The 26,724-nt window shown below is 40.3% G+C and carries 14 protein-coding genes and 2 pseudogenes; 6 read left to right on the top strand and 10 right to left on the bottom strand.

Annotation, left to right across the window (positions count from 1 at the left end; all coding sequences use genetic code 11):
• Nucleotides 1-52: 52 nt before the first annotated feature.
• Both IPI59_03835 and IPI59_03830 read right to left on the bottom strand, forming a co-directional pair.
• Entirely contained in the window at nucleotides 53-3,325 is a 3,273-nt protein-coding gene (locus tag IPI59_03835; GenBank protein ID MBK7526684.1) for a T9SS type A sorting domain-containing protein, read from the bottom strand.
• Between the two features lie 155 nt (nucleotides 3,326-3,480).
• Nucleotides 3,481-4,554 (bottom strand): hypothetical protein, encoded by a 1,074-nt coding sequence (locus tag IPI59_03830; protein MBK7526683.1) that lies wholly within the window; start codon nucleotides 4,552-4,554, stop codon nucleotides 3,481-3,483.
• A 219-nt stretch (nucleotides 4,555-4,773) separates the two neighbouring features.
• Here IPI59_03830 and IPI59_03825 point away from each other — a divergent pair, with 219 nt between their 5' ends.
• The 6 genes from IPI59_03825 to IPI59_03800 all read left to right on the top strand — a co-directional run bounded on the left by IPI59_03825 (nucleotide 4,774) and on the right by IPI59_03800 (nucleotide 10,599).
• Nucleotides 4,774-6,459, top strand: coding sequence for a CTP synthase (locus IPI59_03825; protein ID MBK7526682.1), 1,686 nt, complete (start codon nucleotides 4,774-4,776; stop codon nucleotides 6,457-6,459).
• A 55-nt stretch (nucleotides 6,460-6,514) separates the two neighbouring features.
• Nucleotides 6,515-6,874 carry a DUF1304 domain-containing protein gene (locus tag IPI59_03820; protein MBK7526681.1) on the top strand — a complete coding sequence of 120 codons (360 nt, stop codon included), beginning with the start codon at nucleotides 6,515-6,517 and terminating at the stop codon, nucleotides 6,872-6,874.
• A 128-nt stretch (nucleotides 6,875-7,002) separates the two neighbouring features.
• Nucleotides 7,003-7,860, top strand: a complete 858-nt coding sequence (locus IPI59_03815; GenBank protein ID MBK7526680.1) for a thioredoxin fold domain-containing protein — start codon at nucleotides 7,003-7,005, stop codon at nucleotides 7,858-7,860.
• Between the two features lie 35 nt (nucleotides 7,861-7,895).
• Nucleotides 7,896-8,909 (top strand): M42 family metallopeptidase, encoded by a 1,014-nt coding sequence (locus tag IPI59_03810; protein ID MBK7526679.1) that lies wholly within the window; start codon nucleotides 7,896-7,898, stop codon nucleotides 8,907-8,909.
• A gap of 122 nt (nucleotides 8,910-9,031) precedes the next feature.
• Nucleotides 9,032-9,523 carry a hypothetical protein gene (locus tag IPI59_03805; protein MBK7526678.1) on the top strand — a complete coding sequence of 164 codons (492 nt, stop codon included), beginning with the start codon at nucleotides 9,032-9,034 and terminating at the stop codon, nucleotides 9,521-9,523.
• Between the two features lie 137 nt (nucleotides 9,524-9,660).
• Nucleotides 9,661-10,599 carry a class I SAM-dependent methyltransferase gene (locus IPI59_03800; protein ID MBK7526677.1) on the top strand — a complete coding sequence of 313 codons (939 nt, stop codon included), beginning with the start codon at nucleotides 9,661-9,663 and terminating at the stop codon, nucleotides 10,597-10,599.
• Between the two features lie 299 nt (nucleotides 10,600-10,898).
• Here the strand turns inward: IPI59_03800 and IPI59_03795 are convergent.
• The 8 genes and pseudogenes from IPI59_03795 to IPI59_03760 all read right to left on the bottom strand — a co-directional run bounded on the left by IPI59_03795 (nucleotide 10,899) and on the right by IPI59_03760 (nucleotide 26,695).
• A pseudogene (locus tag IPI59_03795) lies at nucleotides 10,899-11,691 on the bottom strand (hypothetical protein).
• Between the two features lie 264 nt (nucleotides 11,692-11,955).
• Nucleotides 11,956-21,510, bottom strand: a complete 9,555-nt coding sequence (locus tag IPI59_03790) for a tandem-95 repeat protein (GenBank protein ID MBK7526676.1) — start codon at nucleotides 21,508-21,510, stop codon at nucleotides 11,956-11,958.
• Between the two features lie 274 nt (nucleotides 21,511-21,784).
• A complete protein-coding gene (locus IPI59_03785; protein ID MBK7526675.1) occupies nucleotides 21,785-23,665 on the bottom strand; it encodes a T9SS type A sorting domain-containing protein in 1,881 nt (626 codons plus the stop codon).
• 4 nt (nucleotides 23,666-23,669) lie between these two features.
• Entirely contained in the window at nucleotides 23,670-24,098 is a 429-nt protein-coding gene (locus IPI59_03780; GenBank protein MBK7526674.1) for a hypothetical protein, read from the bottom strand.
• Between the two features lie 50 nt (nucleotides 24,099-24,148).
• On the bottom strand, nucleotides 24,149-24,613 hold the full coding sequence (locus tag IPI59_03775) for a hypothetical protein (GenBank protein MBK7526673.1): 465 nt from the start codon (nucleotides 24,611-24,613) through the stop codon (nucleotides 24,149-24,151).
• 132 nt (nucleotides 24,614-24,745) lie between these two features.
• Nucleotides 24,746-24,883: a hypothetical protein gene (locus IPI59_03770; GenBank protein ID MBK7526672.1), complete on the bottom strand. Its 138-nt coding sequence runs from the start codon at nucleotides 24,881-24,883 to the stop codon at nucleotides 24,746-24,748.
• Nucleotides 24,884-24,908: 25 nt separating this feature from the next.
• Nucleotides 24,909-25,674, bottom strand: a pseudogene (locus IPI59_03765) (IS5 family transposase).
• A gap of 127 nt (nucleotides 25,675-25,801) precedes the next feature.
• Nucleotides 25,802-26,695 (bottom strand): hypothetical protein, encoded by an 894-nt coding sequence (locus IPI59_03760; protein ID MBK7526671.1) that lies wholly within the window; start codon nucleotides 26,693-26,695, stop codon nucleotides 25,802-25,804.
• Nucleotides 26,696-26,724 lie beyond the last annotated feature (29 nt).

The raw sequence follows: 26,724 nt of genomic DNA, 5'->3' as shown, positions 1-26,724 counted from the left end.
CCGGATAATTATTAAGATTTACAAACTATAAACAAATTATCTAATAAGCTAATTAATGCGAAACTACTAATTTTTTTACTTCAACGGTGCCATTAATAGCGCGCGTTTCAATAAAATACATACCTTCGGGCAAGGTGCTTGTATTTATTTCGCTTTGTGGTTCGTTGTCAACTGGTTGGTTTAGATACATACGGCCTTTAAGGTCATAAATACGAATTTGTGTTAATGGTATATTTGCATTAACAACCATCAAATTGTCAACCGGATTAGGGTAAAAATCAACGACAAAATCGGTGGGGGTAAAATTATCATCTTTACAGGTTGTACCGCCGTTAAAACTGTACGAGCAACCGCAGCCTGTAATAGTAACGGAATAGTTGTTGCAGTTGTGCATTACAGTTAATACTTTTGAGCCTTTAACGGTTGTTACAGGGCCGCCGGTAATTGTGAAGTCATAATTTGCTGGTTTACATTTAAAAACCATTGTATAAAAGTCAACAGTTTGGTTGCCGCCGCCGCCCAATACTTGAGTTACCACCAAGTCAATTTTAATAGTGCCGGTTACTGCTGTGCGGGTGCTTTCGCAGCCTGTGGTAGTATTGTAACAACTAACCCAGTATGTTGTGGTATTATTTAAATAAACACTATAAGAGCTACCTGTATAAAATGGCGAGCCACCAGTTTGGGTGGTGTACCAGCGCGCTATTGTGCCTGTGCCGCAACCATTTGCACTAAGTGTTAAGTTGCCGGGGCCACACCGCGAAGCGTTTACAGCCGTTGGTGGGTTTGGAATTAGGTTTACTGTGCCAGTAACGGCTGCACGACCACTTTCGCAACCGCTGGTAGGGTCGTAACACGAGGCGTAGTAAGTGGTGGTATTGTTTAAGAAAACTGTATAGGGGTTGCCAGTATATATGGGGGTACCGCCGGTAGGGGCAGTGTACCAACGCACTACCTGCCCTGTGCCACAACCTATTGCACTTAACGACACGTTGCCCGGCCCGCAGCGTTGGGCACCTACGGCTGTAGGTGCAGGTGTAGGCGCGGCAATAGTTATCGTAAATTGTTTTGAGGTACAGCCAAGATCGGCATTATAGGTATAGCTAATAGTGTGTGTACCCACGCCGGCAATGGCAGGGTCAAAAACGGCAATACCATCATTGGCAGTGCCATTGTTAATGCCCGTGCCGGTGTAATTTCCCGATAAGGTGGTTGTAGTGCCAGGTGTTACAACATGGCTTTGTTGTATAGCATTATTGCCCGAACAAGTTACGCCCGCAAGATTAGTACTGCCTACTAAGGTGTTACCTAAACCATCGGTTATGCTATAGCTGGCAGGGTTGGTTATACCGCTGCAACCACTTGCGTTACCCATGCCATCGCCATAGCTATCGAAAACTAATACCGTAAAGGGGCCAAGGGCTTTATTAATAGTGCCCGACGAAACGGTAGTTATGCCGTTGTTTGCAAACGAACCACGCGGAAAAGTTTTAATAACCTCGCCACTTACTGCCCTAATTTCAGCACTTTGTTCATCATTGCTATACTCGTCTCCGTCTAAAACAATATTGATACTGCCAAACTGCTCGCTGGGGCTGGCAGTTATAGTTATTGGAGTATTATTGCCAAAACATAATGCCGAGGCCGGAACTCCCGTAAATGTAGGCTGTGTAGGTAGTAAATAAGTTACGGTATTGGTGCAAGGGTTTACATTGTCGGTAACGGTTACGCTAGTAGTGGCCGTTGGCACACCCGTTAAAGTAACAGTTTGTGGGTTTGAACCAAAGGCAAACGTAGCACTTGCACTACCAGCAGTTGCAGTAAAAGTGCCGCTTGGCGTATTGTGTTCTATGGTTAGTTGCAAACTGTAGGTGGTGCCGGCGGCATTGCAGCTTATGGGTTTGGCTTGTGTTACCTCAATGCAGTTGCACCCCGAAAGGCAGGCTATGCCCGATGTGTAGGCATTGTAATAGTGTTGTGATACCGAGTAAAACTGGGTGGCGTTAGTATTTACATAAGGCTCCATAATCTCGTCGGTTGCGGGGTTATTATGCCACATGCCAAAATTATGGCCGGTTTCGTGGGCAACTACCACGCGCAAATTCGATAGGGCTGCCGGGCTTGGGGGTACGCCGGTATATCCGGTAAAATCTTCGTTAAGTTGGTAGCGATAGTCATTGCAAATAGCATCTAAAAAAGCTATGCCTACAACGCCGCCACTAATATTAACGGCTGTCCAGCACGAGCCAAAATCGTAAACAGTTGCACCAAAGCCGCCACCATTGCCCCAACTTCTAAAATTGTAGAGGTAGGCAACAGCATCGGTAGAAACATTTGTTTGAAATGGGTCGGTTGATGTTGTAGCGTGGTAATAAGTTACGGTTACAAAATCAATATCTACATTAAGGCTGGTGTAGTTTGCTTCGGCAGCATTATAAATAGCATTAAGGTAGGTTTGAATATTGGCAGTAGAGCTATACCTCACAAACATACTGTAATCGCTGGCTACGGCACATTCAAGTTTACGGCAAATATAGCTTCCGGTAATGGTATTAAGTTTGTACGAGGCTTCGGTATTGTCGTTAACTCCGGGTATTTCGTTTGAGAAACCTTGTGAATGTGGCGCTTTGCAATTATCTTTATTATCCGGATTTGGTGAAATTGGTGCAGGGGTATCCGGATTGTTGGGATTATTAATGTTTTCCTCCGGATTACTGTTTTGCATTTCTTTTACCTTTGCCATTACTTCGTCAGCGCCACAACGGTGCTCGCCTGTGTCTATCACATCGGTATTAGCATAGACCAAAAAATAGTTAGCGGGGGCAGTTGCATCAAATCTTTTAAGCGGCTCAAGGTATATATCTTTGTTGCCCGTGCCAACAAATCCAAACAACCAGTTTTGGTCAATGCTTAAACGCACATCGCCACCACTATTGGCATTTAAAAAGCCCCTGAACGTGGTGTTGTGAATGGGTGTTTCGTTAATAACGCCATTTTGGGTACCAACCCTAACGGTTACATTTTCGTTTCTAATGTCTTGTGCCCATACGTGTAGTTTCCAAGCGTAGTCGGTACCTAAATTAAGGTTAAATTTGCCTGGGTAATTACTGCTTCTAATGTGTTCATCTAAGGCATTAACATCTAACTTGTAAACTGCATAAGCCTTAAATTGATGGCTTAGTTGGTTGTGCAACTCGCTCGAAATAGTTTGTTTGTTGCCAGTAAACGTTTCAATTTTTTGTTGTACTGCTGTTTGTGCGTGTGCCAGTGCAAATGTTGCGAGGAGACAAATGCAGGCAAAAAGTGTAGAAAGTGCTTTTTTCATAAATTAAGTTAATATAAATAGAAAGTGATTTGTAAGCAATTAAAAATTAGGCAAATTTAGTACTTATTTTGTTGGATGTATTAACTGCCGATATTTTTTCCACTTTTCGCCATTGATTAAAGGAATAGCCTGCAAATCTACTTATAGTTTAAGCACTAATAAGATTCTTCTACGGTTACGCTACCTTCGCCGGAGTTATTCCATTGAACGGTAATGGTATTAGAGCCTTGCCCCGTTAAAATATTGCCACCTGTTACTAACCAGTTATAGGCGTTTCCTGCGTTATAGGCGGTAGTATAGGTGTAGGTATTGTTTTTACAGGCAATTTGTTGGCCGGCAATAGCGGGCGTTGGCGGGGCAATACAGCAGCTCCAATTAAAAAAATTACATACCGTAGCCCAGGCTGTTTGCTGCATTTTTAGGGCTAAATCTGCTGGTACCTCCGGAAAATCAACGCCCCAAATATTAGTTGTTTGGTTTGTTAAGCCTTCCGGACTTTGTTGGTAAATGGTAGCAAACATCACACATGCAATATAATAATTGCCAATTTCGGTTAGGTGGATATTGTCGCTAAAAAGGTCGGTTATATTGTCAATACCGGGGACAGTGCCAAGCGCAATACTGTCGTATAAGGCAGCCATAGCTTGGCCTGCGGGTACTAATTGGGCGTTTGCGCTGGGGTGCAGGTCGTTAACGTGGTCAACAATGCCTTGCCAGGCTGGCAGGTCAAGGGTAAGGCGGTCGCGCCAAGGGAGGTGGTCTTCGGGGTCCCAGTCGCAGCCTTCGGAGTTTCCGCTATCGGTACAATGCCAGGTTTCATAAACAAAAAATTTTATATCGGGGCGGTATTGGGCAGCCATCGAGTAGAAACTGTCGGCATACTCGTAGGTGTTAGACCATTGCAAATGAGGCTTTAGCGGAACGGCTTCGGTAACAATAAAAACATCGTTTAGGCCGGTTGGCAGCACGTCGGGGTAAAAATCGCCTTGTGCAGTATAGGGATTTGTCCATTGCCAACTTAAATTGGCACCGTTACCAACAGTACTTTGGTAATTATGGTCGTATCCGGCATCGTCGGCAAGGTCGTTAAACATTTCGGGCATCGTAAAATTTACCAAACTATGCCCCAAAATATAGACATCATGGTCTTGCGGTTGAGAAGAGAGCGATATGGTGTTAAAACAACAATAAAGGCAAAAGATAACTGTGTAAAGACTCAAGCTTTTCATATTAAAAAAATAGACACAAGTTGGTAATGGTAAATGTTTATGTTATATGTTTGTAATGTATAAGAAAATAACTTTTTACCGAACGAAATAGTTTCTTTGTTGGTTGTTTGGCAACCTAAATAATCCGAAAAAGAAACCTGTAATTAAGATAGTGTTGATTTGGTAAAAAAACAGTAATTTTGTGACCCGTAGTGCTGTTGTCAGCATTTTCCGGAACTCATGGCAAAATATATATTTATTACAGGTGGCGTAACTTCGTCGTTAGGCAAAGGCATTATTGCCGCCTCTTTAGGTAATTTATTGGCCGCACGTGGCCTGCGGGTTACCATCCAAAAATTTGACCCTTATTTAAACGTTGACCCCGGCACTTTAGCCCCCTACGAGCATGGCGAATGTTATGTTACCGAGGACGGGGCAGAAACCGACTTAGATTTAGGGCATTACGAGCGATTTTTAAACACCAATACCTCACAAGCCAACAACGTAACAACCGGTCGCATTTATTTGACCGTCATTGAAAACGAACGGCAAGGTAAATACGAGGGAAAAACGGTACAGGTAATACCACATGTAACCGACGAAATAAAACGCCGTTTTCAACTTTTAGGCAACAGCGGCGACAATAACGATATTATTATTACCGAACTGGGCGGTACAGTGGGCGATATTGAATCATTGCCCTACGTGGAGGCATTGCGCCAATTGCGCTGGGAACTTGGCAATTTTAATTGTTTGGTTGTGCACGTAACTTTAGTTCCTTGGCTAAACGCAGCCAAAGAGTTTAAAACTAAACCCACACAAAACTCGGTTAAAAGTTTGCTTGAGTTGGGCATTCAACCCGATATTATTGTTTGCCGTACCGAGCGACCAATAACCGACGAAGTGCGCACCAAAATTTCGAGATTTTGTAATGTAGAGTTTCCGGCGGTTATTGAATCGGCAGATGCAAAAAGTATTTACGACGTTCCACTTCTACTGCATCAAGAAAAATTAGACCGAATTGTTTTAGAAAAATTGCGCTTTAGCCACGTAAAAGAACCATATTTAAAACCCTGGAAAGATTTTTTAGAGCGCCATAAGCACCCCAACAAAAAGGTGCGCATTGCCTTAGTAGGAAAATACGTAGAGTTGCAAGATAGTTATAAATCTATTTTTGAATCGTTTGTACATGCCGGAGTTGTAAACCAATGCAAAGTTAAAGTTGTTAGTATTCATGCAGAAGAAATTACCACACAAAATGTAAATGAGTTGTTTAAAAAAGTAGATGGTATATTGGTAGCCCCCGGATTTGGTGACCGCGGCATTGAAGGTAAAATTACCGCCATACAGTTTGCCCGCGAACAAAAAATACCCTTTTTTGGTATTTGCTTGGGTATGCAATGTGCCGTTATTGAGTTTGCCCGCAATGTGCTTGGCTTAGAAGGCGCACACTCTACAGAAATGCAACCCGAAACACCGCATCCGGTAATTGACAAAATGGAAAATCAAAAAAATATTACCCGCTTGGGTGGTACTATGCGACTTGGAACTTACCCTTGCGTATTAAAACTCAAAACAAAAGCCTATAAAGCTTACCGCAAAAAAAATATTGACGAACGACACCGCCACCGCTACGAGTTTAACAATGCCTACTTAAAAGAATTTGAAGAAGCCGGTTTAATCGCATCGGGCACTAATCCAAACACCGGTTTGGTAGAAATTATGGAACTTAATAACGACAAGCATCCGTGGTTTTTAGGTGCGCAATTTCATCCGGAATTAAAAAGCCGCGTTTTAGACCCTCATCCGCTATTTGCCGACTTCGTTAAAGCAGCCATTGAACATAAAATACAACGCAAACAACAGGAGGAGCAACAACAACAACAAGAAAATAGCGAAATACCAAATACCGCCAAACCTATTTAATTAAATTGCGCAGTAAAAGAAAAGATAATACCTGCCCACATAAACAAGTTATAAAATGGAATTTATAGCAAAAATTATAATTATTTTAATAGCAATTGCGCACTTATATTTTATGTATATCGAAATGTTTGCGTGGGAAACATTAGGTAAAAAAACATTCAAATCTTTGCCCAAAGATTTGTTTACCCCAACAAAAGTATTAGCCGCCAATCAAGGGCTTTATAATGGTTTTTTGGCTTCAGGATTAATTTGGACTTTGTTTATAGCCGATGCCGTTTGGTCAAAAAACATTGCCCTGTTTTTTTTACTTTGCGTAGCTGTTGCCGGAATTTATGGTGCGCTGACGGCTAGTAAAAAAATATTTTTTGTGCAGGCTTTGCCGGCAATCATTGCTATAATTTGTTTGCTTTTATAAGATAAAATAACATATCCGGTTGGTATTTTTTATTTTTTCCGGATAAAAAAAAGGAATAATAAATATAATTACACCCAATTTTGCATTTTTTCACCCAATAATATATTCAAACTAAGATATTTTTAACCATGAAAAAACAATTTTTTTTCAACCAATATTTGCTGCCACTCCTGTTGTTTTGTACCGGTTTGCTCATTTTTAGCCCAAGTTGCGGCAATAAAACAGCCAATAACCAAAACGCACAAAATAGTACAGCTACTAAAAATAAGGCGAACCAACAAAATACCAATAATACTGCCACCCAACACGAGGGGCTTATTAATTGGGTAAGTTTTGAAGAAGTAGAAAAATTAGTTAAGGAAAATCCAAAACCGGTACTAATTGATATTTATACCGACTGGTGCGGCTGGTGTAAAAAATTAGACAAAAACACCTTTAATTACCCTGCCATTGCCGAATATGTTAATAAAAATTTTTATGCGGTAAAATTTAACGCCGAAATGGCTGGCGATTTGCAATTTAATGGCCGCACTTACCCGCCCGTTCCCGGAGGTCGCAAACCTACCAACAGTTATGCCAAATTGTTAATTTTAGGTAACCAGCCTTCTGGCCGTATGGGTTACCCAAGTATTGCCTTTTTAAACGAAAAATTAGAGCGCATAAACGCTTTTCCGGGCTACAAATCGCCGGCACAGTTCGATGCACTTCTCAACTTTATTAAAAACGACGAGTACAAAAAAACTACTTATAATGTTTATGCTGCTAATTTTAAATCGGCCATACCCGCCGATGCCGATAAAGCTCCACCCCCCGCACAGCCTTTAAATAAACCACCCACCCGCCAAATGCAGCAACAAACACTACCTCCTAACGTTAAAATACAGGAAAACAAACAAGGATTACCACAAAAAAATGTGAAAGTACAAGTTCCGCCGGTGCAACGCAATGCAAACAATAATTCAAATAACAATTCAAATAATAAATAATCAGTATTTAATTCCTGTAAATAACGCTGCCTTTAATGCACCAATCGTATAAAACCTTACGCGACTTAGTTCAAATTGACTCGCCAACGGGCTTTACCCAAGAAGCCTGCAACTATATACAAATAACCTTAGAAAACTACGGCTGGAAACCAAAAATTACCAATAAAGGAGCTGTGGTTTGCCAACTTGCCCCCAACCCAACCCTAAGCATAGCCGCCCACGTTGATACCCTTGGTGCCATTGTAACCAAAATTAATATGGATGGAACTTTAGGTATTTCCTTGCTGGGAGGGCCTGTTTTACCCAGTTTTGAGGGCGAGTACGTGCGCATACATACCCTCGAAGGGCAAATTTTTTCCGGAACACTTTTATTAGACAACCCCTCGGCACATGCTAACCGCCAGGCAGGTACAACCGAACGCGATATTAGCAATATGCACATACGTTTAGATGAATTGGTTTTTTCAGAATTTGAAACTAACCAGCTAAATATACGGGTGGGCGATATCATTGCATTTGACCCTAAATACACCGAACTGCCAAGCGGGCATATAAAATCGAGGTTTATGGACAACAAAGCCGGATGTTTTGTGTTGCTTGAACTGGCAAGACGCTACGCCGAATTAGGTATTGCCCCCCCCGTTGAACTGTTTTTTAGCAATTACGAAGAAGTAGGGCATGGTGGTTGCGCAGGCCATTCGCCTACAATTAAAGAAATATTGGTAATTGATATGGGTGTAATTGGAACCACTTTACAAGGCCAAGAAACACACTGCTCAATTTGTGCCAAAGACAGCAGCGGCCCTTACGATTACGAATTTAGACGGCAGTTGGTTTTATTAGCAGAGGCCAATCATATTCCGTATAAATTAGATGTTTACCCGTATTATAGTAGCGACGGCTCGGCAGCCCTTAAAGCAGGTGTTGATGCCCGCGTAGCATTAATAGGCCCAGGCGTTGCGGCAAGTCACGGCATGGAGCGAACCCATAAACAGGGAATTGAAGCCACTATTGACCTGTGTATGGCATATATTGGCTCAATTTTATAAATAATTTGTATTTTTATAAAGAAAATAACCGTTTTATTACAAATGCGTGCTAATTTTGGCGGCATAATACAACACTACATCAAATTCAGTAATTTTATAGCTAACCAAATTGTATTTAAATTATGGGAAGACGTGTTATTAAAGCAAGCGAAATTAGCACCTTGCCATCATCAACCAACAGCACCGAACGCGACATAGATGGTGTTTCATCAAGAGGGATTGTTAATTTGGAAATTAACCCCGATGCCGAACAACAAATTCCGGATGGTTATTTAGACCGACTTATTAAATATATACCCGCCGAAATTGTTGCCGCCTACCTTACCATGCAAAACATAGTGGCAACGATGGCCGAATCTATACGCCCATTTTGGATTGAATGGGCGGTTTTTGGCGCTTTGCTATTGCTTACACCCTTATATATTTGGCGGGTTACGCGCGCTCCGGGTTTACCCCCAGCATGGTTGCAAATTGGCATCTCAACCTTGTCGTTTGCTATTTGGGTGTTTGCCCTTGGCGGCCCATTTGACGAACTGCCCTGGTACCAAGCCGCTTACGGAGCGTTGATTTTACCCATTTATACTTTAGCGCTACCAATTATTGATGGCGACTAATTTATTATTTTCTTGTCCGGAATTATTACGGATAATAGTCTTGATTCTATTTATTCAAACACGCTTATAAATTTGCTGTCTATTAGGCGAGTTTATCTCAATTTATATTGATTTTTTTAATTTGTCAAGTAATAGGTATGGTATTGCGCGAAGCCCATTTTGGCGATGATTACGAGCTAATTGATACAGGCGATTTTGAAAAATTGGAAAGATTTGGCCCCATCATTGTTGCCCGCCCCGAAACGCAGGCACTTTGGCCTAAAGCACTGCCAGAAACCGAGTGGAATAAATTAGCCCATGCTAAATTTGTGAAAGGCAAAAATCAGACACAAACACAGCCCGACAACGCAAATTATAGTACTGCCAACAAAGAAGATACTGGGCAATGGATTAAACTTAAACCTATGGCCGACCAATGGTTTATACAATGGCTTATGAACGATGCAGACCAGCAAAATATCCGGATAAAAATGCGCTTAGGGCTTACTCCTTACCGACACGTAGGTATTTTCCCTGAGCAATGCGACAACTGGCACTTTATGGCAAATAGTATTGCCCAGCTACCTAAGCCTCCACAAGTACTAAATTTGTTTGCTTATACTGGGGCGGCCTCGTTGGTGGCGCGGCAGGCTGGAGCCGAGGTTGTACACGTAGATGCTGTAAAATCAACTATTACCTGGGCAAATGCCAACCAAACAGCATCGGGCGTTGATAAAATAAGGTGGATGCTTGACGATGTGCTTAAATTTGTAAAACGCGAAGTGCGCCGCCAGCACATTTACCAAGGCATTATACTTGACCCACCCCCTTATGGGCGCGGCCCCGATGGCGAAAAATGGCTATTAGATAAGCACCTGCCCGAGTTGCTCCACTACTGCGCACAACTGTTGCCACCTAAAAACTGCTTTGTTATTATGAATTTGTATGCCGTAGGTTATTCGGCATTAACTGCCAACAATTTAGGGTGCGCCTGTTTTTCGCAAGCCCAAAACCCCGATGTTGGCGAACTTTACATACCCGACCGCGCAGGACGCAAATTGTCTTTTGGGGTGTATTGGCGTTTTTTTGCTTCTTGAAAAATATAACAATCAAACAAATCAAAAATAAAATCCGCGTATTAGTATCATAAAACTAGGAGTAATGGACAAAAATTAGGCTATTTTTTAGACGCTTGGTTCAAGTGGACATTTTTAATGCTGTTTTTTTATTCACTTTTTTACATTATTCTTGAATATTTTATTTCTTTGCATGTCTGTAAAAACGGAAACAAGCTCTGCTGGGGAGCAACTTGTCAGGGATAAAACAGATGCTTGACGAAAATGTCTTATCAAAGGCTTACTGTATATTGTAAGCCTTTGATATTTTCAGAAAGCCCTTATACCTTTAAAAACCCATCTATAAATTTCATTTTCCGTTTCATTGATAGGCCATTATGGTTTCTTAATTTGTTTTTTAAATCTGCGAAATGTCCATCAATAGCATTGGTTGTGTTAGGTATTTGAAGTTCCCTGTTATCGTGCCAAGTAAACAACCCAAGGTAAATTATTCTTCAAACTACGATAAGCACTTCTAAGCCTTTTATGCGTATAAAACGATTTGTTTGTAGTCGGATTTACAGTTCTCTCGTTTAGAAACACTTTCCATTTTTCAAGCCATAGCCCTAATGCTCCGACAAAGCTTTCTTTGTCTGTTTGCTTCATCAAATCTACAACATCCATCAGCTCTTGTGCAGCTTTTAGCTTTGGCTTACGGGTCAAATATCTTCGAATTATTGCTGCTTGATGAAACTGGCACATTTGAACAGGAATACCCTTAAACGACGCAATTAAGCCTTTTCTTCCGTCACAAACAATAGCCGAAATAGTAAAACCTCGCCTTGTTAACTGCTTAATTCCTTCTATATACAGCCCAGTGGTCTCTGTCTTTACATAATAGTGCAAAAGGTTTTCTTTGGTGTAGGCATCTTAAAAGCATTACGCCAAAACCCCGCCCCCAATAGGTGGTGTCCATTAATACAACGACTACTCTACCTGTTTTTTCGTAGCCACTATTTTAATCTTGTCTAACCGCCTTTGAATCGTTTTAACAGAACAATTATACTTGTGAGCTAACTGCAAATAGGTCTGTTTACCACTTTTGTATTCTTCCCATATTTGCTCGTTATTGATGCGTTGCCCACCTAAAAATTGTTTCCCACAATGAGCACACTTATACAATTGAACTCCTTTTACAAGTCCGTTTTTCTTTACAAACCTTTTACCACAGTAAAAGCATTTTTTTTATTCATAACCTTTGATTGTCCTCAAAGCTAACAATAGTAATGCTTTCGAAGGTTTTTAGCCTAAAAAATGTCCATTAAGCCTAAAACTAATACGCGGATTTTTATTCAATTGTACAAGCAAACGCCGCAAACAAGTGACTGGTAGTTTAACCTACCTGTTAATTTCAATAGTTCCTTGTCGCTCGTAGTGATTATCTAACACACGGAAGATATAGAAATAAGTTCCGTCGGGTAAGGGCTTGTCAGAGGTTTTGAGGGTGCCCGTCCACCATCCGGAGTTATCGCAGCCATAGTTTTGGGCTTCGAATACAATATTACCCCAACGATTGTAAATAATTAATTCATTGTCCTTAGTACAATCAAGATTAGCAATTACAAATTCGTCGTTTTTAGAATCGCCATTTGGGGTAAGTAATTCGTAAATTACTATTCCTTCAGGCGTAGCAGCGTTTACGGTAACAATTACTTTATTGGTAGCGCACAACTCTTGACCTTCACCTTTACAAGGCAGTTCGGCTATATCGCAAATTGTATATTCGAAGGTATCAATACCGCTAAAATCGGGTTTTGGAGTATAACTAATGGTTTTATCAGAATTTAAGCTAACCGAACCATTTTTTGGTGTAGCTATTTTGCTGATTATTAGTTCGCCGTTATTGGTATTTATATCGTTATCTAAAACCTCAATTATAACCGATATATTTTCGTCGGTGGTTGTGGCATCTTGTTTGGCAATTGGTAAGCCTATTTTTGCAAAAACATGAATTGTTACCGAAGCTGTTGAGCAGCCTAAATCGGGGTAACAAATTTTATAATTGAAAGCGTCTTGGCCTGTATATCCGGATGTTGGGGTGTAAGTATAATCAGTACCACTGCCTACTAAGGTGCCATGTATGGGTTGGGTTTCAATACTAAATGTTAATCCGGTTAAGTTCGGATAAGTGTCGTTCATTAAAACCTGAACGGGCAAAGATGCATCGTTACAAATATTATAAGTGTCGGCTATGGCATCAAGTAGATTTTTAACGTTAATAACTACTATCGCTTCGTCACAACCAAGCACTGGGTCGCAAATTTTGTAGGTAAAGGTATCGGTGCCGTTGAATCCGGGGTTGGGTGTATAAGTAAAAGTGCCATCGCCGTTAACAACTACAATTCCGTTTTTTGGTTCTATGGTAATGGTAACTTCAAGGTCTTTAAAATTGGCATATTTATCGTTATCGTCAAAATTAATAGTTTCGGGAACACCATCTTCGGCAATAGCGGCATCATCGTTGGCAATTAAGCCATCGGTAACATTTATAATTACCGTTGCTGTATCGCAAAGTGGTGGGTTATTGTCGTCGCATATTAGCACATCGAAGGTGTCAATACCTACAAAATTGCCATTGGGTGTGTAAATTACGCAAGTGTCGGTTGCATTAAATAGGCCGTTTCCATTTGCTGGCGGGTTTAACAGGGTGTAAGTGAGCGGGTCGCCATCGGGGTCGGTGGCAGCAATACAAATTGTTTTTTTAGTATTTTGGTTGGTAAATTCAAACAAATAGTCGTTGGCCGTTGGTGGATTATTTTTTGCAGGCGGCACAATATTAATCACTACTTCAACGGTTGTACATAATTTATCTGGATTAGGCTCGTCGCAAATCTCTACTAAAATAGTTACCGCACCCAAGTAAACGGCATCGGCTTTATATACAATGCAGGTATCGTTTAGTGCCCAGTTAGCTTGCCCTTTTCCAGGGTTTATAGATATGAACTTGTAAGTTAGGGTTTCTTTGTTGGGGTCTTCGGCACCAATACAAATAGTGATGGTAGAGTCGGGGTTAGTGGTAATAGGCGGCAATGTGTTGGCAATGGGTGCTTGATCCGGATTGACAATAACGATGTATAGCTTAAACGTATCGCAGGCGTTTTGCGGGTCGCAAACTACTAAGTCCAACACATCGTTGCCATATATATTGTTGGCGGGGTTGTATAATAAACAGCTATCGCCGGTAACAACAGCACTACCTTTTGAGCCTTGTTTTAAAATAGATAAAGTAAGATTATTTGGGTCTTCGGCATCGAACAAAGTCAGGCAAATTTCTTTATCAATGTTCATGGTAACAATTGCCGTTTCTTCGGTTCCGGATGGTGAAGTATTGGGTTTGGGATCGACTTTTATGGTTACAAAAACAGTATTACAAGCGCCTTTTTCGTCGCAAACGTTGAAGGCAAATTTGTCGGTACCGCTAAAACCATTGTTGGGTGTATAGATAAAGCAAGTGTCATTAATAAACACATAAGCACCGTTATCGGCAGGGTCAAATGGGGTTATGGTGTAGGGGTCGCCATTGGGTTCAAAAATGTCAAGGCAAATTATTTCGGTTGCTGTTTCATAAGGGGTGGTATAGTTAATATCCGGAACTTGTGGCGGGTCGTTGATATCTAACACGTTAATAATTACAATAACATTATCGCAAAGGCCAAATGGGTCGCAAACTATAATTTCGAGGGTATCTTTTCCGGCAAAGTCTTTATTTGGTGCATAAGTGTAGCAGTTGACTCCGGCGGGGTTAATACTTCCATTATTGGGGTCATCAACAACAGTAATGGTTACAGCGTCTCCGTTGGGTTCGGTATATAATATGCAGAAATTGGCGGGCGAGTTTTCTGGGGTAATTACAGGGTTAGGATCGGCGTAGGCTATTGGAGCTTGGTTGTTTTGTGCCTCAACATTTATAACTATGGTAACTAAACTGCAATTATTGTTGGGGTCGCAGGCTGTGAATATGATGGTATCTTTGCCACTAAAGCCTGCATTGGGGTTGTAAATAAAGCAAGTATCGTTAGTGGGTGTATAAGAGCCATTTTTAGGCAGTACCGAGTTTTGTAATGTTACTGGCTCGTTTTCGGGTTCGGTAATATCGAGGCAAATTTTTACGTCGGTGTCGTAAGGAGTTGTAACGGTTAGGGTAAGTGGGTTTGGGGGTAAATTAGTTGGTTTAACTACAATTTTAATAACAATTGTGATACACTCGCCATAGGGGTCGCACAAAACAAAGTCAAGGCTTTCGTTGCCTACAAATCCGGCATTGGGTAAATATTCAAAACACGCTCCAACAGTTGGTGTTAATGTGCCATTATCGGGGGTTTCGGGGTCAATTGAAACGGGGTCGCCGTCTGGGTCGGTAAAATCTAAGCAAAACTCAACAGGGGTGCTTTGCGTGGTTTCGATGGTTGCATTGTTGCCCGTTGGCGGGAAGTTTACAAAATTAACGGTAATAAAGATGTCAACGGTGTCGCATAGGCCGGTATTGTCGCAAACAATGACCTGAGCGTTGTCGTTGCCAAAATAATTTGTATCCGGAACAAAAGTAAAACAACTGTCGGTAACATAAACTAAACTGCCGTTTGCGGGGTAGGTTAATATATCATAAGTTAATGGGTCGTTATTGCCATCGGTAGCAGGTACACAAAAGCCTTCAGGCTCGTTTTCGTTGGTAACAATTTCAATAAAATCGGGGCCAACGGGCGGCACATCTGTATCTAATACGGTAATATATACATTTGCCAAAACACAGCAGCCTAAATCGTCGCAAATTTCAACGGTAACGGTATCTAAGCCAATAAAACCGGCATCGGGGGTATATTTGACACAAGTACCATTCGCTTTTTCAATATCGCCGTTGGTGGGCTGCAATAGTAAGTTTAGTGAAACACCTTCGCCTTCGGGCTCGACTACCGGAATACAAGTTTGCACAATTTCACCTTTGTTGATGGTAATATTTACATTATTCACCTGCGGACATAAATTGTTATTGATAATAACGGTAATAATTGCTGTATCGCAGGCTCCTTTGTTGTCGCAGGTAATCATATCAAATATATCAGTGCCGGTTGTAAAGTCGTTAGGTATATACACAAAGCATCCGGGTGTTAGCGGCACAACTGTTCCTAAATTTGGTTGTTCAAAAGTATAAAGCAAGGCATCTCCATCGGGGTCGCTGGCAGTAACACAAAAATATTGCGCCAAGTTTTCTTTTGTTATAATGGTAGTATCGGCAATAGTTGGCGGGTTATTTGGGTTAGGCAAAACGGTAAGGTTTATGTTTACCGTATCGCAATGTAAATGGGGGTCGCAAACTATTAGTTGGGCAATATCGTTGCCAACAAATCCATTATTCGGAACAAGCAAATAACACGAGTCATTTACAGGTATCATAGCGCCATTGTCGGGCAAATTAATTAAAGTTTTAGTATAGGGTTCGCCTTCGGGTTCTACAATATTTTCCAAACAAAAGCCTATTTGCGTATTCACGTAAGTAACAATATTTAAGTCGTTAGCTATAGGTGCGTAGTTTGGCAGAACATTAAAAATATATTGTTGGTTGGTGCACGAGCCGCAATTATCGCAAATTTTAAATACAATAGTATCGTTGCCAAAATAATTATTAGGGGCTGTATAGTTAAAGCAATTTCCGGGAGCTGGCAAATTTAATGTGCCCAAGCCCGTTTTAATAATTGTAGTTGTTGTAGGCTCGCTGTCGGGTTCGGTAATGCTCATACACAAGCTGGTATCTGATTGATATTTAATGGTAATTACCGGTGGAATGCCCGAAATAACGGGTGCGCCTGTATTTGAAGTAATATTTACCTTAACCGTTAATATATCGCATTGATTGGCAGGATAGAGTGAATCGCAAACAAAAATATCGAAGAAATCAACGCCTGTAAATCCGGATTCCGGAGTATAGATAAACTGTGTTGTTGGCTCATCATAAACCACCAGACCTGTTGTTCCCGAAAGATTAAATGTAAAGTTCTGATTATCGTCTGCATCATCAGTAAATTCCGGAACAGCAAATGGCAACACCAAATCTTGGCAAGTTGTAAGCACAAGTGTATCATTTGCCCAACTTGGTGGAATATCGCAATAAACCATAATGGCTTTAATTTCATCGCATAAGCCCGATTTGTCAGTACAGGCTTTTATGGTGAGGGTATCAACCCGCGAGCCGGCAAAGGTTGTAGCGTAGTTAAAGCATTGATTAGTTTTCACATCAATAAAACTACTAATTTGCCCGGTTACGGTTAAATTAATAGTTTCGCAGCCTGCGTAATTGTAACCTATACAAATTGTTGACAGCGAAAATGGTTTGGCGCAATAAATAGTACCTGGTAACGATGTTATTTGTGGGGCTTGTGGGCTGCTAATGGCTACGGTAACGGTATCAAACGAAATACAGCCCGTTACGTTATTAGTTACTTGTACTACATAATCGGTCGTGTTGGTGGGGTAGGCTTTGGGGTTCGATATGGTTGTATCGCTAAGGCCTGCCGAAGGCGACCATAAATAGGCGCTGCCTCCAACGGCTTGCAATTGTGCGGTATCGCCGGCACAAATATTTTGGTCGCTGCCAGCGTTGGCAAACTTAAGGTCGTTGACAAAAACAGTTATCGTATCCGACTCTTTGCAGCCAGTTGGGCTAAATGGGTAGGTTACTTCAACGATGTATTGGGTTGTTTGTGTTGGAGAGGCCATGGGCGAGCCAATACTGGGGTTGTCTAAGCCATCTGTTGGCGACCAGCTATAAGTAGAGCCCAATAAGCCGCCCGTAACGTTTAGCTGTGTGGTGCCGCCGTTGCAAATAGCTATATCGGCGCCCACATTAGGCACAGGAATAGCATTGGCAAATATTGAAGTTGAAGCAGGGCATCCTTTGCCATCTGTATATTTTACGGTATATAAAATATCGTTTGTGGTATTTGTTTGAGGGTTCGCGATGTTAATATTTGAAATATTTATATTTGGCGACCATTCAAAATTGCTTGAACCATCCGGATAATTGGGTGCTAATATGGCAGTATTGCCAATACAAATATTAATAGTTTCGTTTGGCACAATTGTTTGAAGATGTTCCACTACAACTATCGAGTCGGTAGTAATACATCCGGTTGTACTGTTTTCTACTATTACAGTATAGGTCATTGTTCCCGACGGGTATGCCCAGGGGTCGGGTATATTTGTGTCCGAAACATTGCCACTCGTCCACTTATAAATATCACCGCCTATTGCTAATAGTTGTAGGCTATCGCCTTGGCATACAAACAAAGTGTCGTGGTTATTAAATACAACAGGGTTTGCATTTACTGTTACTTTTACCGAGTCAATAATTCGGCATCCTATACTTGTATCAATAGCTGCGTAATAAGTGGTAGTAGCGGCAGGGGTAACGGTTGCCGTTTCTGACTCAGATAAAATTATATCGAAGCTTGGACTTGCCGACCAGATTACACTGTTTGCTGCATCGGTAACAACTTCTAAATTAACTGTTTCGCCTTGGCATATAGCAAGGTCGTTGCTAATAGTATAAATACTCGGGCTGTGGACATAAACCTGCACCGAGTCGGTTACATTACATTTGCCGTTGTAGCCGCTAAAATAGTAGGTGGTTGTTTGGGCTGGGTTAACGGTTGCAAGCGTATCAGTAGAAATGCTTAGGGTATCAATGCCGTTGGTACTGCGTTGCCACCAAAAATAATTACAAGTGTTTGTTGAGGCTTGCAGTTCAACGGTTTGTCCTTTACAAATAGTGTCGTTGCTAACATTTGCGGTAGCCAGCATTGCCACTACCGAAACATCGTCAATATAATAATACGCCTCACCTTTTAATGGGCCGCCTACATAAACCACGTTAAAGCTATCGCTTTTAACTTCAAAATTGCCAATTGTAAAATGGGTAAAAGTTTGTGCGGCTGTAAATTGCCCGGTTATTTCAGTCCACCCATTTTTGTTTGATAAAACAAAGAAATTTCTATTTTGTATTTCCGGAGTATAATCAATAAGCTCGGGACTAAAATCGGGAGGTAGGCCGTTGCTAAAAAACATGCTCATTTCGTCAATAGCATAGCTGCTGTTGTCGGCTAAACTTGCATAAAATTTTACGCAATAGGTTGTGCCCGGTTGCGTGGGGGTAACCATTTGTCCGGTTATAAACTGGTTTGCTGTAGCGTCCATATTGCCATTACCGTCGTCGCTATAAACCGATATGCCTGCATAGCCATTTCCGGTGCGGGCGGCTTGTGCACCTTTTAAATTAATGGGCACTCCTACATTTCCACTTAATCCGGCACAAGTATTGAACGCGCTGGGGTCTCCAAGCGGGCTATCCCAAAAATCGGTTAATTCTATTTGCCCAAGTGTATCGGGGCAGGTATTTGATATATTATAAAACTCAAACGAGGGGTTTAACGTCAAATTATTTTGCTCGTTACAAGGGTCGCATTCGGCTTCTACTTCGTAAGTATTGCTATACGAAATACTGCAGCCCGAGGCATTTTCAATGGTAACATTGAAGGTGTAAACGTTAGGGTCGGTGTAAACGTGGGTAGCTACCGGCGAAGTGGTAACTAATCCTGTTCCATCGCCAAAATCCCAGGTATAAGTAACCGGAGGATTTAAATTGGTTGAGTTGTCGTAAAATATGGTTACGCCACCGGCGCAATTTTGGGCAATTTGTACAGCCGGAATTGGCGTTTGATGATAATACACGGTAACCGTATCGGTAGCACTGCATTGGCCAAATGTGCCTGCTAAAACATATTGTTTAATTGTGTTTGAATTTAAACCGTATAAATTAAGCTCAGTTCCAGAAGCCAATGTATCGCTGGTAGCCGCATCTAACCAAACATACGAGCAATAACCGCTTGAAGCGCGCAAATGTGCGACTTCGTTGCTACAAAGTACAATATCAATTAAGTTAATATCGTTCGTGTCGGTTATATTAAGTTTGGGCAATGGTGTTACAGCTACGTTGTCAATATAATAATAAGCATCGGCATCAAAGGTGCTGGTGCCGGGCAGGTCTTCCCAGTTAGTTTGGGCGTTGGCTTTAAAATTGCCTATGGTAATGTATTGCTCATTGCCGTTAGCGGTATATTTGCCCTGCACCATAGTCCAGTTAAATTTATCGTCTAAAATGCCGGTAGTATTGGTTACTTGGGGAGGGAATAAAAATAGTGGCGCTTGCGAAACAGTCGAAATAGGGTTTTGCGAAAGATGAACGCCTAAGTTTTCAATAGCTTTTCCGGAAAAATCGGCTAATGAGGTGTAAAAACTCACACAATAGTCAGCCCCCGAAGTTAAAGGTTCGTTTAAATGAACACTCAAATACTCGCGGTAGTCGCTGTTGCGATAAGCATACAAGCCGTAATAACCCAAACCTTGTTGCGCGCTTTGGTTACCAAAAATATTATTGGGCACACCTACGTTAGCATCGTTGCAGCTATGGTAAAAATCGGGCGAGGCGCCAGTTGGGCTATACCATGGGTCGGCATAAGCCAAATAATCTAAGCCGGGCGAGCTAACATCGGGAGGGCAAACCCAGTACATTTCGGCACTTCCGTTGGGCGTTAAATTGTCAAGTGCATCGGGGTTATTGCAGGGGTCGCAAAGGGGGTGGTTGGCGGGTAAAATTTCTATTTGAAACACTTCGGTTTTGGCGCAGTTGCCAAAATTATTTATAGTTAGTGCTACGTCATAAATGCCAGCAGCCGGAAAAACATACTCAAAACCACCTTTTAAAAAGCCTTCAACGCTTCCGTCATTGTTTGCATCCCAAAAATATGCAGCGTTAGGGCTGGCATTGGTCGAAAGGTCGTAAATATGGGTTGTATAACCTTCGCAGTTGGCCGTATAGCTAACTTGAATAATTGGCGGATTGGTAACAACAACGGTAAACGTATCGTGGCGGGTACAAATGCCGTCAGTAGTTGTTAAAATATAGGTTTCGGTTTGCGTAGGTACAACGGTTAGGGTATCGGCATTGCTTAGTTCAAAATAGGGGTCGGCAAAATTAGCCCAGCTAAAGGTGCTGTTTGCATTGGCCACCACACTAAAAGTTACCGGGTCAAGGCTGCAAACTTCGGCAATATTGGTAAACGGAAATGAGCTGTTTGGGGTAGTATAGGTTTTTTCAATATCGGTCAGTTCAACTACCGAAACGTCTTCTAAAAAATAGTAGCCCAAGGTTAAAAAGCCCGAAACACCCGGGCTGGTTTCGTCTTGCACGTTTGTTGTGGCATTCGGATTAAAATTGCCAATGGTTAAATATTGTAATCCGGAGGTTAGGGGTGTTACAGTTCCCGAAATGGTAACAAATCCGGATTTATTATTGACAATGCCATTAGTGTTGTAAATACCATCAATTCCGTAGGTAATGGGGTATCCAAGCGCATAACCATTGCTAATTGTTAAGGCCGAGTCGGTAAACAACAGGCCTAATTCTTCTACGGCTTGGTAGGTATAGTCGGCAAAACTCACATTAAAGCTAACACAGTATGCTTTTCCGGGGGTAAGTTGTTTGCCCATGTCTATGGTTAGGTAGTCGCGCAGCCCCGATGGCTCGTAGGCAACAAAACCGCCGTATCCATTGCCCGACAAAGGAAGTTCGTAGCCAAAAATATTGTCGGGGGTGCTAACAATACCTGCTCCGGGTGTTAAGGCAGCGCAGGCATTAAAATAATCCGGATAGCCTAATCCTTGCCAATCATCTAAGTCTGCTATATTATCTAAAAAATTGGGGCAGGAATTGTAATTTTCAAATTCGGGGTTTGGCACATAGTTTTGAGCTTGCGTGCTAAAACTAACGAAAAATACCCCCATAGCCATTATAAGGGCAATAAGGGTAAACGTTTTAAAAACTCGTGTTGTTGGTATCATCATGTCAGATAGTAGATGGCAAGTAAATATTTTATTAAATATATATTTGTTATTTGAAATTAAGTCTATATTAAGTGGTTCTCTAAAATTAGTTTATACTACTATTTGTGGTAAACGCCTGATAATGAGCCACTTATTGCATTATTCATTGTTAATTATTAATTATCAATTACTTATTGCTATTCATTTAGTTTTGACGGTATTAATTGTTTGCGCAACCAAGCGGCAAAATAACCCCAGTCTTGCCGGGTGTGCGTTGTTGTGCGATATTGTTTTGTTACTTTGTATTTATAAACTTGTTTGATTTTAGCATTTCGCCATTTTCTCCGAAATGGGTAATAATGTAAACCCCTTTGGGGAAATAAGATAATTTGTTTTTTATTTCAATAGTATTATCTGTTGTTTGTGTGCCTTCAAAAATTTTATTGCCCAACAAATTATATACAATGTAATTTGTTATGTTTAGATATTCCTTTGGCGAATTTGTTGTTTTATCAACATTTGGACTGCAAGGGGGCGGTGTTACTAAAGTGGGACATTGCACATTTTCTAACAAAACCTCAAATTCTTCTATTTTGGGGCTTTGCCCATTTCCATATACCGGAATATGTCTATAAATAATTAAATTAATAATATCAAAACTCCCTTGCTTTAGTTCGGCAAACTTAATACTTTTTTCGGTTTCGTTATACATTTTCCTTACTACGCTAATGCAATTTAAGTTTTCTTCGTTATCGGGGTCTCCTAAATAATCTCTAAATACCAAAATTGCTTCAAAATACTCGGGGTGGCTGCTGTTGGGCAGGTAATTCGACTCAAAATTATCGAAACAAGTTGAGCCATTGGCGGGTGCCATTTTAGGAATTATTGTCAAATTGAAACAGTTTTCAATATTGGCATTTATTTTAAAATACGATGCCCCCATCCGGTACATTCTTGTTTCTGTTGCAAAACCATACGTGCCAATACCACAATAAAATTGGAAAGATGTTATGCCATTTAGCACTTGCGGAACATCTATAACCGGAACATCGTACAGGACTATATTCGTACCATTTCCGGATGAAGCATCGAGTACTTCGGCATTTCCATTTGGGGTATAGCCATCTATGCTATTATTATTCGAGTAGGTATATTTACTGTAATTACTGTTGTTTTTAAGAAAATTATGTGAGTTTAGGTTTTGCGTCATAAATAAGTGGGTAAGCCAAAAATCTTCTTTCACTTCTTTAAATGTATGTGGGCTTACGGCTTGATTATAGGCATCATACTCTTTGCCGCCATTGTTTTTATAGTTTGTCCAAATTGTTTTAATAATGTCGTTTCCAAATCTTTCGGCGAGGTATTTCCAAAAAAATACGTTAGAATAAGGCGTAGTGCTATTAGCATTTTCGTCCATTAAAAAGCCGCGATAGGTTGATTTCAAAAGTTCGTTGTAAAGGTAAAAACCTTTATCTTCGGTGGTAATATTAGTGCCGCTACCTTCCGGATATTCGTAGGTAATATCAAATAGTGATTCTGCCCAGGCTGCCGTTCCTTCGCGCAAAAACTTACTCGACGAGCTGCCGGGGTCAAGTGCTTGTGGGTTGCGGTAGGCGTGTTGCACCATGTGAAAAAACTCATGAACTACCGTAGAACGCAATAGGTTGGACGGTGGGGCTTCTAAAGCAAATCCGGGCTCATTAACCGTAATAGTAGCAGATAAATTGGTGTTAAGAAACATAAAAGCAGAGGAGGTCTTGTCTTGCTGAATAAAATCGCCGCAAGTTTGCCCATTTATTATTAGACCACAGATTGCTTGCATATTAAACACATACACATCATATTTATTGAGGCTGCCACCTAAACCTCCGTCAATTAACGGAAGCGTATAACCCATAGCGGCGTATTTGTTTTTTGCTTCTGTTAAATAAGTAACAATATTGTCTATATAGGTTTGGGTAACGGCATGAATTTTGTTTGGTTCGTTTAAGGTCAAAGTATAGTGTAGCCTAAAATCGCCATAATCTATATGTTGAAAATCGATTATATCTTGATCTGTCTTTACCATAAATCCACTAGTAGCATCGGGTCGGGTGCAATTACATTGTGCGAGTAGCGAATTTGGCGTGTTGCCAAAAAATAAAAGAAGCGACAATAATAATATTATATTTTTCATAGTCTTAATTTTTATTTTGTGGATTAATTAAATTGCCATTTTCGTCGTAATCTTTCTGCTCTTTCATATGTTTATTATCTATCCATTTACTATTAGCTAACTTTTTTATCTTTCCATTGCTATAATACTCTATATATTCTGAATTTAAATAGTCTTGAAAAAGCGAATCATTATCAGGTTTGTATTCAATTTTGCTATATGTAATTAGGTTGTTATTATTATCAAACGAGTAAGCGTATTTTATCTTGTGACTTCCAAATTCAAAACTGCAACCATTTTCTGAATAACTAGTCCTCGCCACCTTTATTCCTTTTTCGTATATTGTTTCATTGTTAAGTTTACCGCTTTCATCATAATATTTCCACAAGCCGTGAGCTTGCCCTTCTTTAAGCTGCCCTTCGGCTTCTAATTCAAGCGGTAACCATTGAAGCACTCTTTTTTTGCCATCAAATTTATAGCCATTAAACTTGTAGTAAAAGTTTTTTACATATCCGTTTTATGACCGTTATCTAAAATGAATTTGGCACGCTGGTATTTATCATCTTCCGGGGTATAATTTTCTAAGCAAGCAAGGTCATTGTGCTCGCAACCAAGGAACATATACCCAACCCTCAATTCGTCACTCCCAATTCCATACCTAGCCGTAAAAAAATGGCTGTACTCTTCACCAACTTGTTGTTCGGGGTAGCTATGGTAAAGCTGTTCCTTTGATGCCAAAATAGTTATTTGTTTAAGGTCGGTTGTACCCTTAAACAATTTTGTTATTTGATAAGTTACTTTGTATGTTTTATCATCAAGTTTAATAACCTCAGAAGGGTATCCCTTAAAAATGAGGTACATATTATTATATTCCTCGAATGTCATCGGTTTTCGTACTTGTGCATTAGTTGTCAATGTGCTAATATTTAGCAGCAGCACAATCTGTATTAAAAATAAGAATTTCTTCATTTTTTAATATTTTATTATTAATTATGATTTTGAATTATTGCTTGTAGTTTTATACAAAGACACAAATTTGTTAGAGAAATGGTTACATAGAACAACAAAAAAACGATAACACCAACATACTTTTCATAACAATTAATTTTTAGTGTGGTTTATAGTGTTTATTAAAATTCCATTTTCATCGTAGTAGTGCCATAAGCCTATTTTATCGTATCCCAAAATTTGCCCTTCTTCTTTTAAATTGCCATTTTCGTAATAGGCTTTTATCTCCATAATATATTCAGAGCCTGTCTAAATTTTATTTTCTAATTCTATTAAGCATCAATTTTATCATGGCAAGTTGGATCATTGTCTGGCTCGTTTCGGTTTGGAACTCAAAGTCTTTACTCAATCTTCGATAGCTTTCGAGCCATGCAAAAGTTCTTTCAACAATCCATCTTTTTGGCAATACTTCGAATTTCGAGGCTGTATTCGATCTACTTACAACCTCAACCACCCACCCAAACGTTTTGCGGGTATTTTCAATTAACTCGCCTCTATACCCGCCATCAGCTACTATCTTTACCAATCTGCAAAACCTGCCTCTGAGGTCAGCTATAACCATTGGGGCTGATTTACTGTCATGCTCATTTGCCGCATGAACCACAACCGCTAAAAGTAGTCCCATTGTATCTACAATAATATGCCGCTTTCTGCCTTTAACTTTTTTACCCCCGTCAATCCCTCTGCACAAGCCTCCGACGCTTGTTGTCTTTACGCTCTGGCTATCAATTATACCAACACTTGGCGATGAAGCCCTGCCTGCTTGCTTTCGAGTCTTATCCTGAGTATTTCATGGATGAGTTCTATCGTCCCATCCTTCTTCCACTTGGTAAAATAGTAGTAAACAAGCTTCCATGACGGAAAATGGAACGGCAGCATGCGCCATTGACAGCCAGTTTTAAGCAAATAGAACAGCGCATTAAAATTTCTCTTAAACTGTGTTTTCGTTTCCGTTTGTCGTCTAAAATGCCTAATATTGCACTCCATTGACTATCGGTGAGACTGCTTGGGTAGGTTTTCATTTTACTTTATGTGTTTGATTTTCATAAAGCTATGAATTATTATTTAAACGTCAAACTGATAGTCTTTTATTCACATCTCTTTTAATAACTTTTTTCCTATCAATTTTTAGGACTGGCATGCCAATTTTTAATTTTTAGACAGTCTCTCATTGTTATACAGCACATTGATAGCTGATTTTTTTATTTTTCCGTTAGAATAATATTCTATGTGTTCGTTGTTGCCATATCTTGTGCCTAACGAATCATTATCAGGTTTATATTCGGTTTTGCTATAGCTAATCAGGTTATTATACTTATCAAACGAGTAGCCATATTGTAATTTAGGAGTTCCAAAGCGCAAACCAATGCCATCTTCTGAATGATAAATACTTCCAATTTCAGTTCCCTCTTGGTAAATTACTTCTCTTTTTAGTTTGCCGCTATCTTCATCATAGTATTTCCACAAGCCGTGTGCTTGCCCTTCTTTAAGCTGCCCTTCGGCTTCTAATTCAAGCGGTAGCCATTGAAGCACTCTTTTTTTGCCATCAAATTTATAGCCATTAAATTTGTAGTAAAAGTTTTTTACATATCCGGTTTTATGACCGTTATCTAAAATAAATTTGGCACGCTGGTAATTATCACATTCGGGGGTATAATTTTCTAAACAATCAAGGTCGTTGTGTTCGCAACCAATAAGCATACGTCCTACACCCATTTTTTCAGCCCCACCTGAAGCGGAATATAGATTGGTATATTCCACACCAATTTGTTGCGCTTGTACCTCGGGATGATATGGGTCTATTAATGTAAATCCGGTTACTTGTTGAAGGGTTTGGTCACCTTTAAACACTTTTAATACCTGGTAGGTTATTTTAAGGTTGTTTTTATCTACTTTAGTTACGGCAATTGGGTAGCCCTTAAAAATTAGGTCTATACGATTATAGCTTTCAAAAGTAAATGGCTTTCTTGGCTGTGCAATTGTTGTAAAAATGCTAATATTTAGCAGCAGCACAATCTGTATTAAAAATAAGATTTTTTTCATTTTTTTCTTATTTAAGAATTAATCATAAA

Source organism: Sphingobacteriales bacterium, assembly GCA_016706405.1.
GTDB lineage: Bacteria > Bacteroidota > Bacteroidia > Chitinophagales > UBA2359 > BJ6.
The sequence above is the reverse complement of the archived record's forward strand: the minus strand, read 5'-3'. Positions and strand labels throughout refer to the sequence as shown.

Bases quoted from the DNA above. Each gene is read 5' to 3' on its own strand.
- IPI59_03830 (MBK7526683.1), bottom strand. From the start codon at position 4,554: ATGAAAAGCTTGAGTCTTTACACAGTTATCTTTTGCCTTTATTGTTGT.
- IPI59_03775 (MBK7526673.1), bottom strand. From the start codon at position 24,613: ATGAAGAAATTCTTATTTTTAATACAGATTGTGCTGCTGCTAAATATT.
- IPI59_03790 (MBK7526676.1), bottom strand. From the start codon at position 21,510: ATGATGATACCAACAACACGAGTTTTTAAAACGTTTACCCTTATTGCC.
- IPI59_03760 (MBK7526671.1), bottom strand. From the start codon at position 26,695: ATGAAAAAAATCTTATTTTTAATACAGATTGTGCTGCTGCTAAATATT.
- IPI59_03805 (MBK7526678.1), top strand. From the start codon at position 9,032: ATGGGAAGACGTGTTATTAAAGCAAGCGAAATTAGCACCTTGCCATCA.
- IPI59_03835 (MBK7526684.1), bottom strand. From the start codon at position 3,325: ATGAAAAAAGCACTTTCTACACTTTTTGCCTGCATTTGTCTCCTCGCA.
- IPI59_03800 (MBK7526677.1), top strand. From the start codon at position 9,661: ATGGTATTGCGCGAAGCCCATTTTGGCGATGATTACGAGCTAATTGAT.
- IPI59_03770 (MBK7526672.1), bottom strand. From the start codon at position 24,883: ATGGAGATAAAAGCCTATTACGAAAATGGCAATTTAAAAGAAGAAGGG.
- IPI59_03825 (MBK7526682.1), top strand. From the start codon at position 4,774: ATGGCAAAATATATATTTATTACAGGTGGCGTAACTTCGTCGTTAGGC.
- IPI59_03815 (MBK7526680.1), top strand. From the start codon at position 7,003: ATGAAAAAACAATTTTTTTTCAACCAATATTTGCTGCCACTCCTGTTG.
- IPI59_03810 (MBK7526679.1), top strand. From the start codon at position 7,896: ATGCACCAATCGTATAAAACCTTACGCGACTTAGTTCAAATTGACTCG.
- IPI59_03785 (MBK7526675.1), bottom strand. From the start codon at position 23,665: ATGAAAAATATAATATTATTATTGTCGCTTCTTTTATTTTTTGGCAAC.
- IPI59_03820 (MBK7526681.1), top strand. From the start codon at position 6,515: ATGGAATTTATAGCAAAAATTATAATTATTTTAATAGCAATTGCGCAC.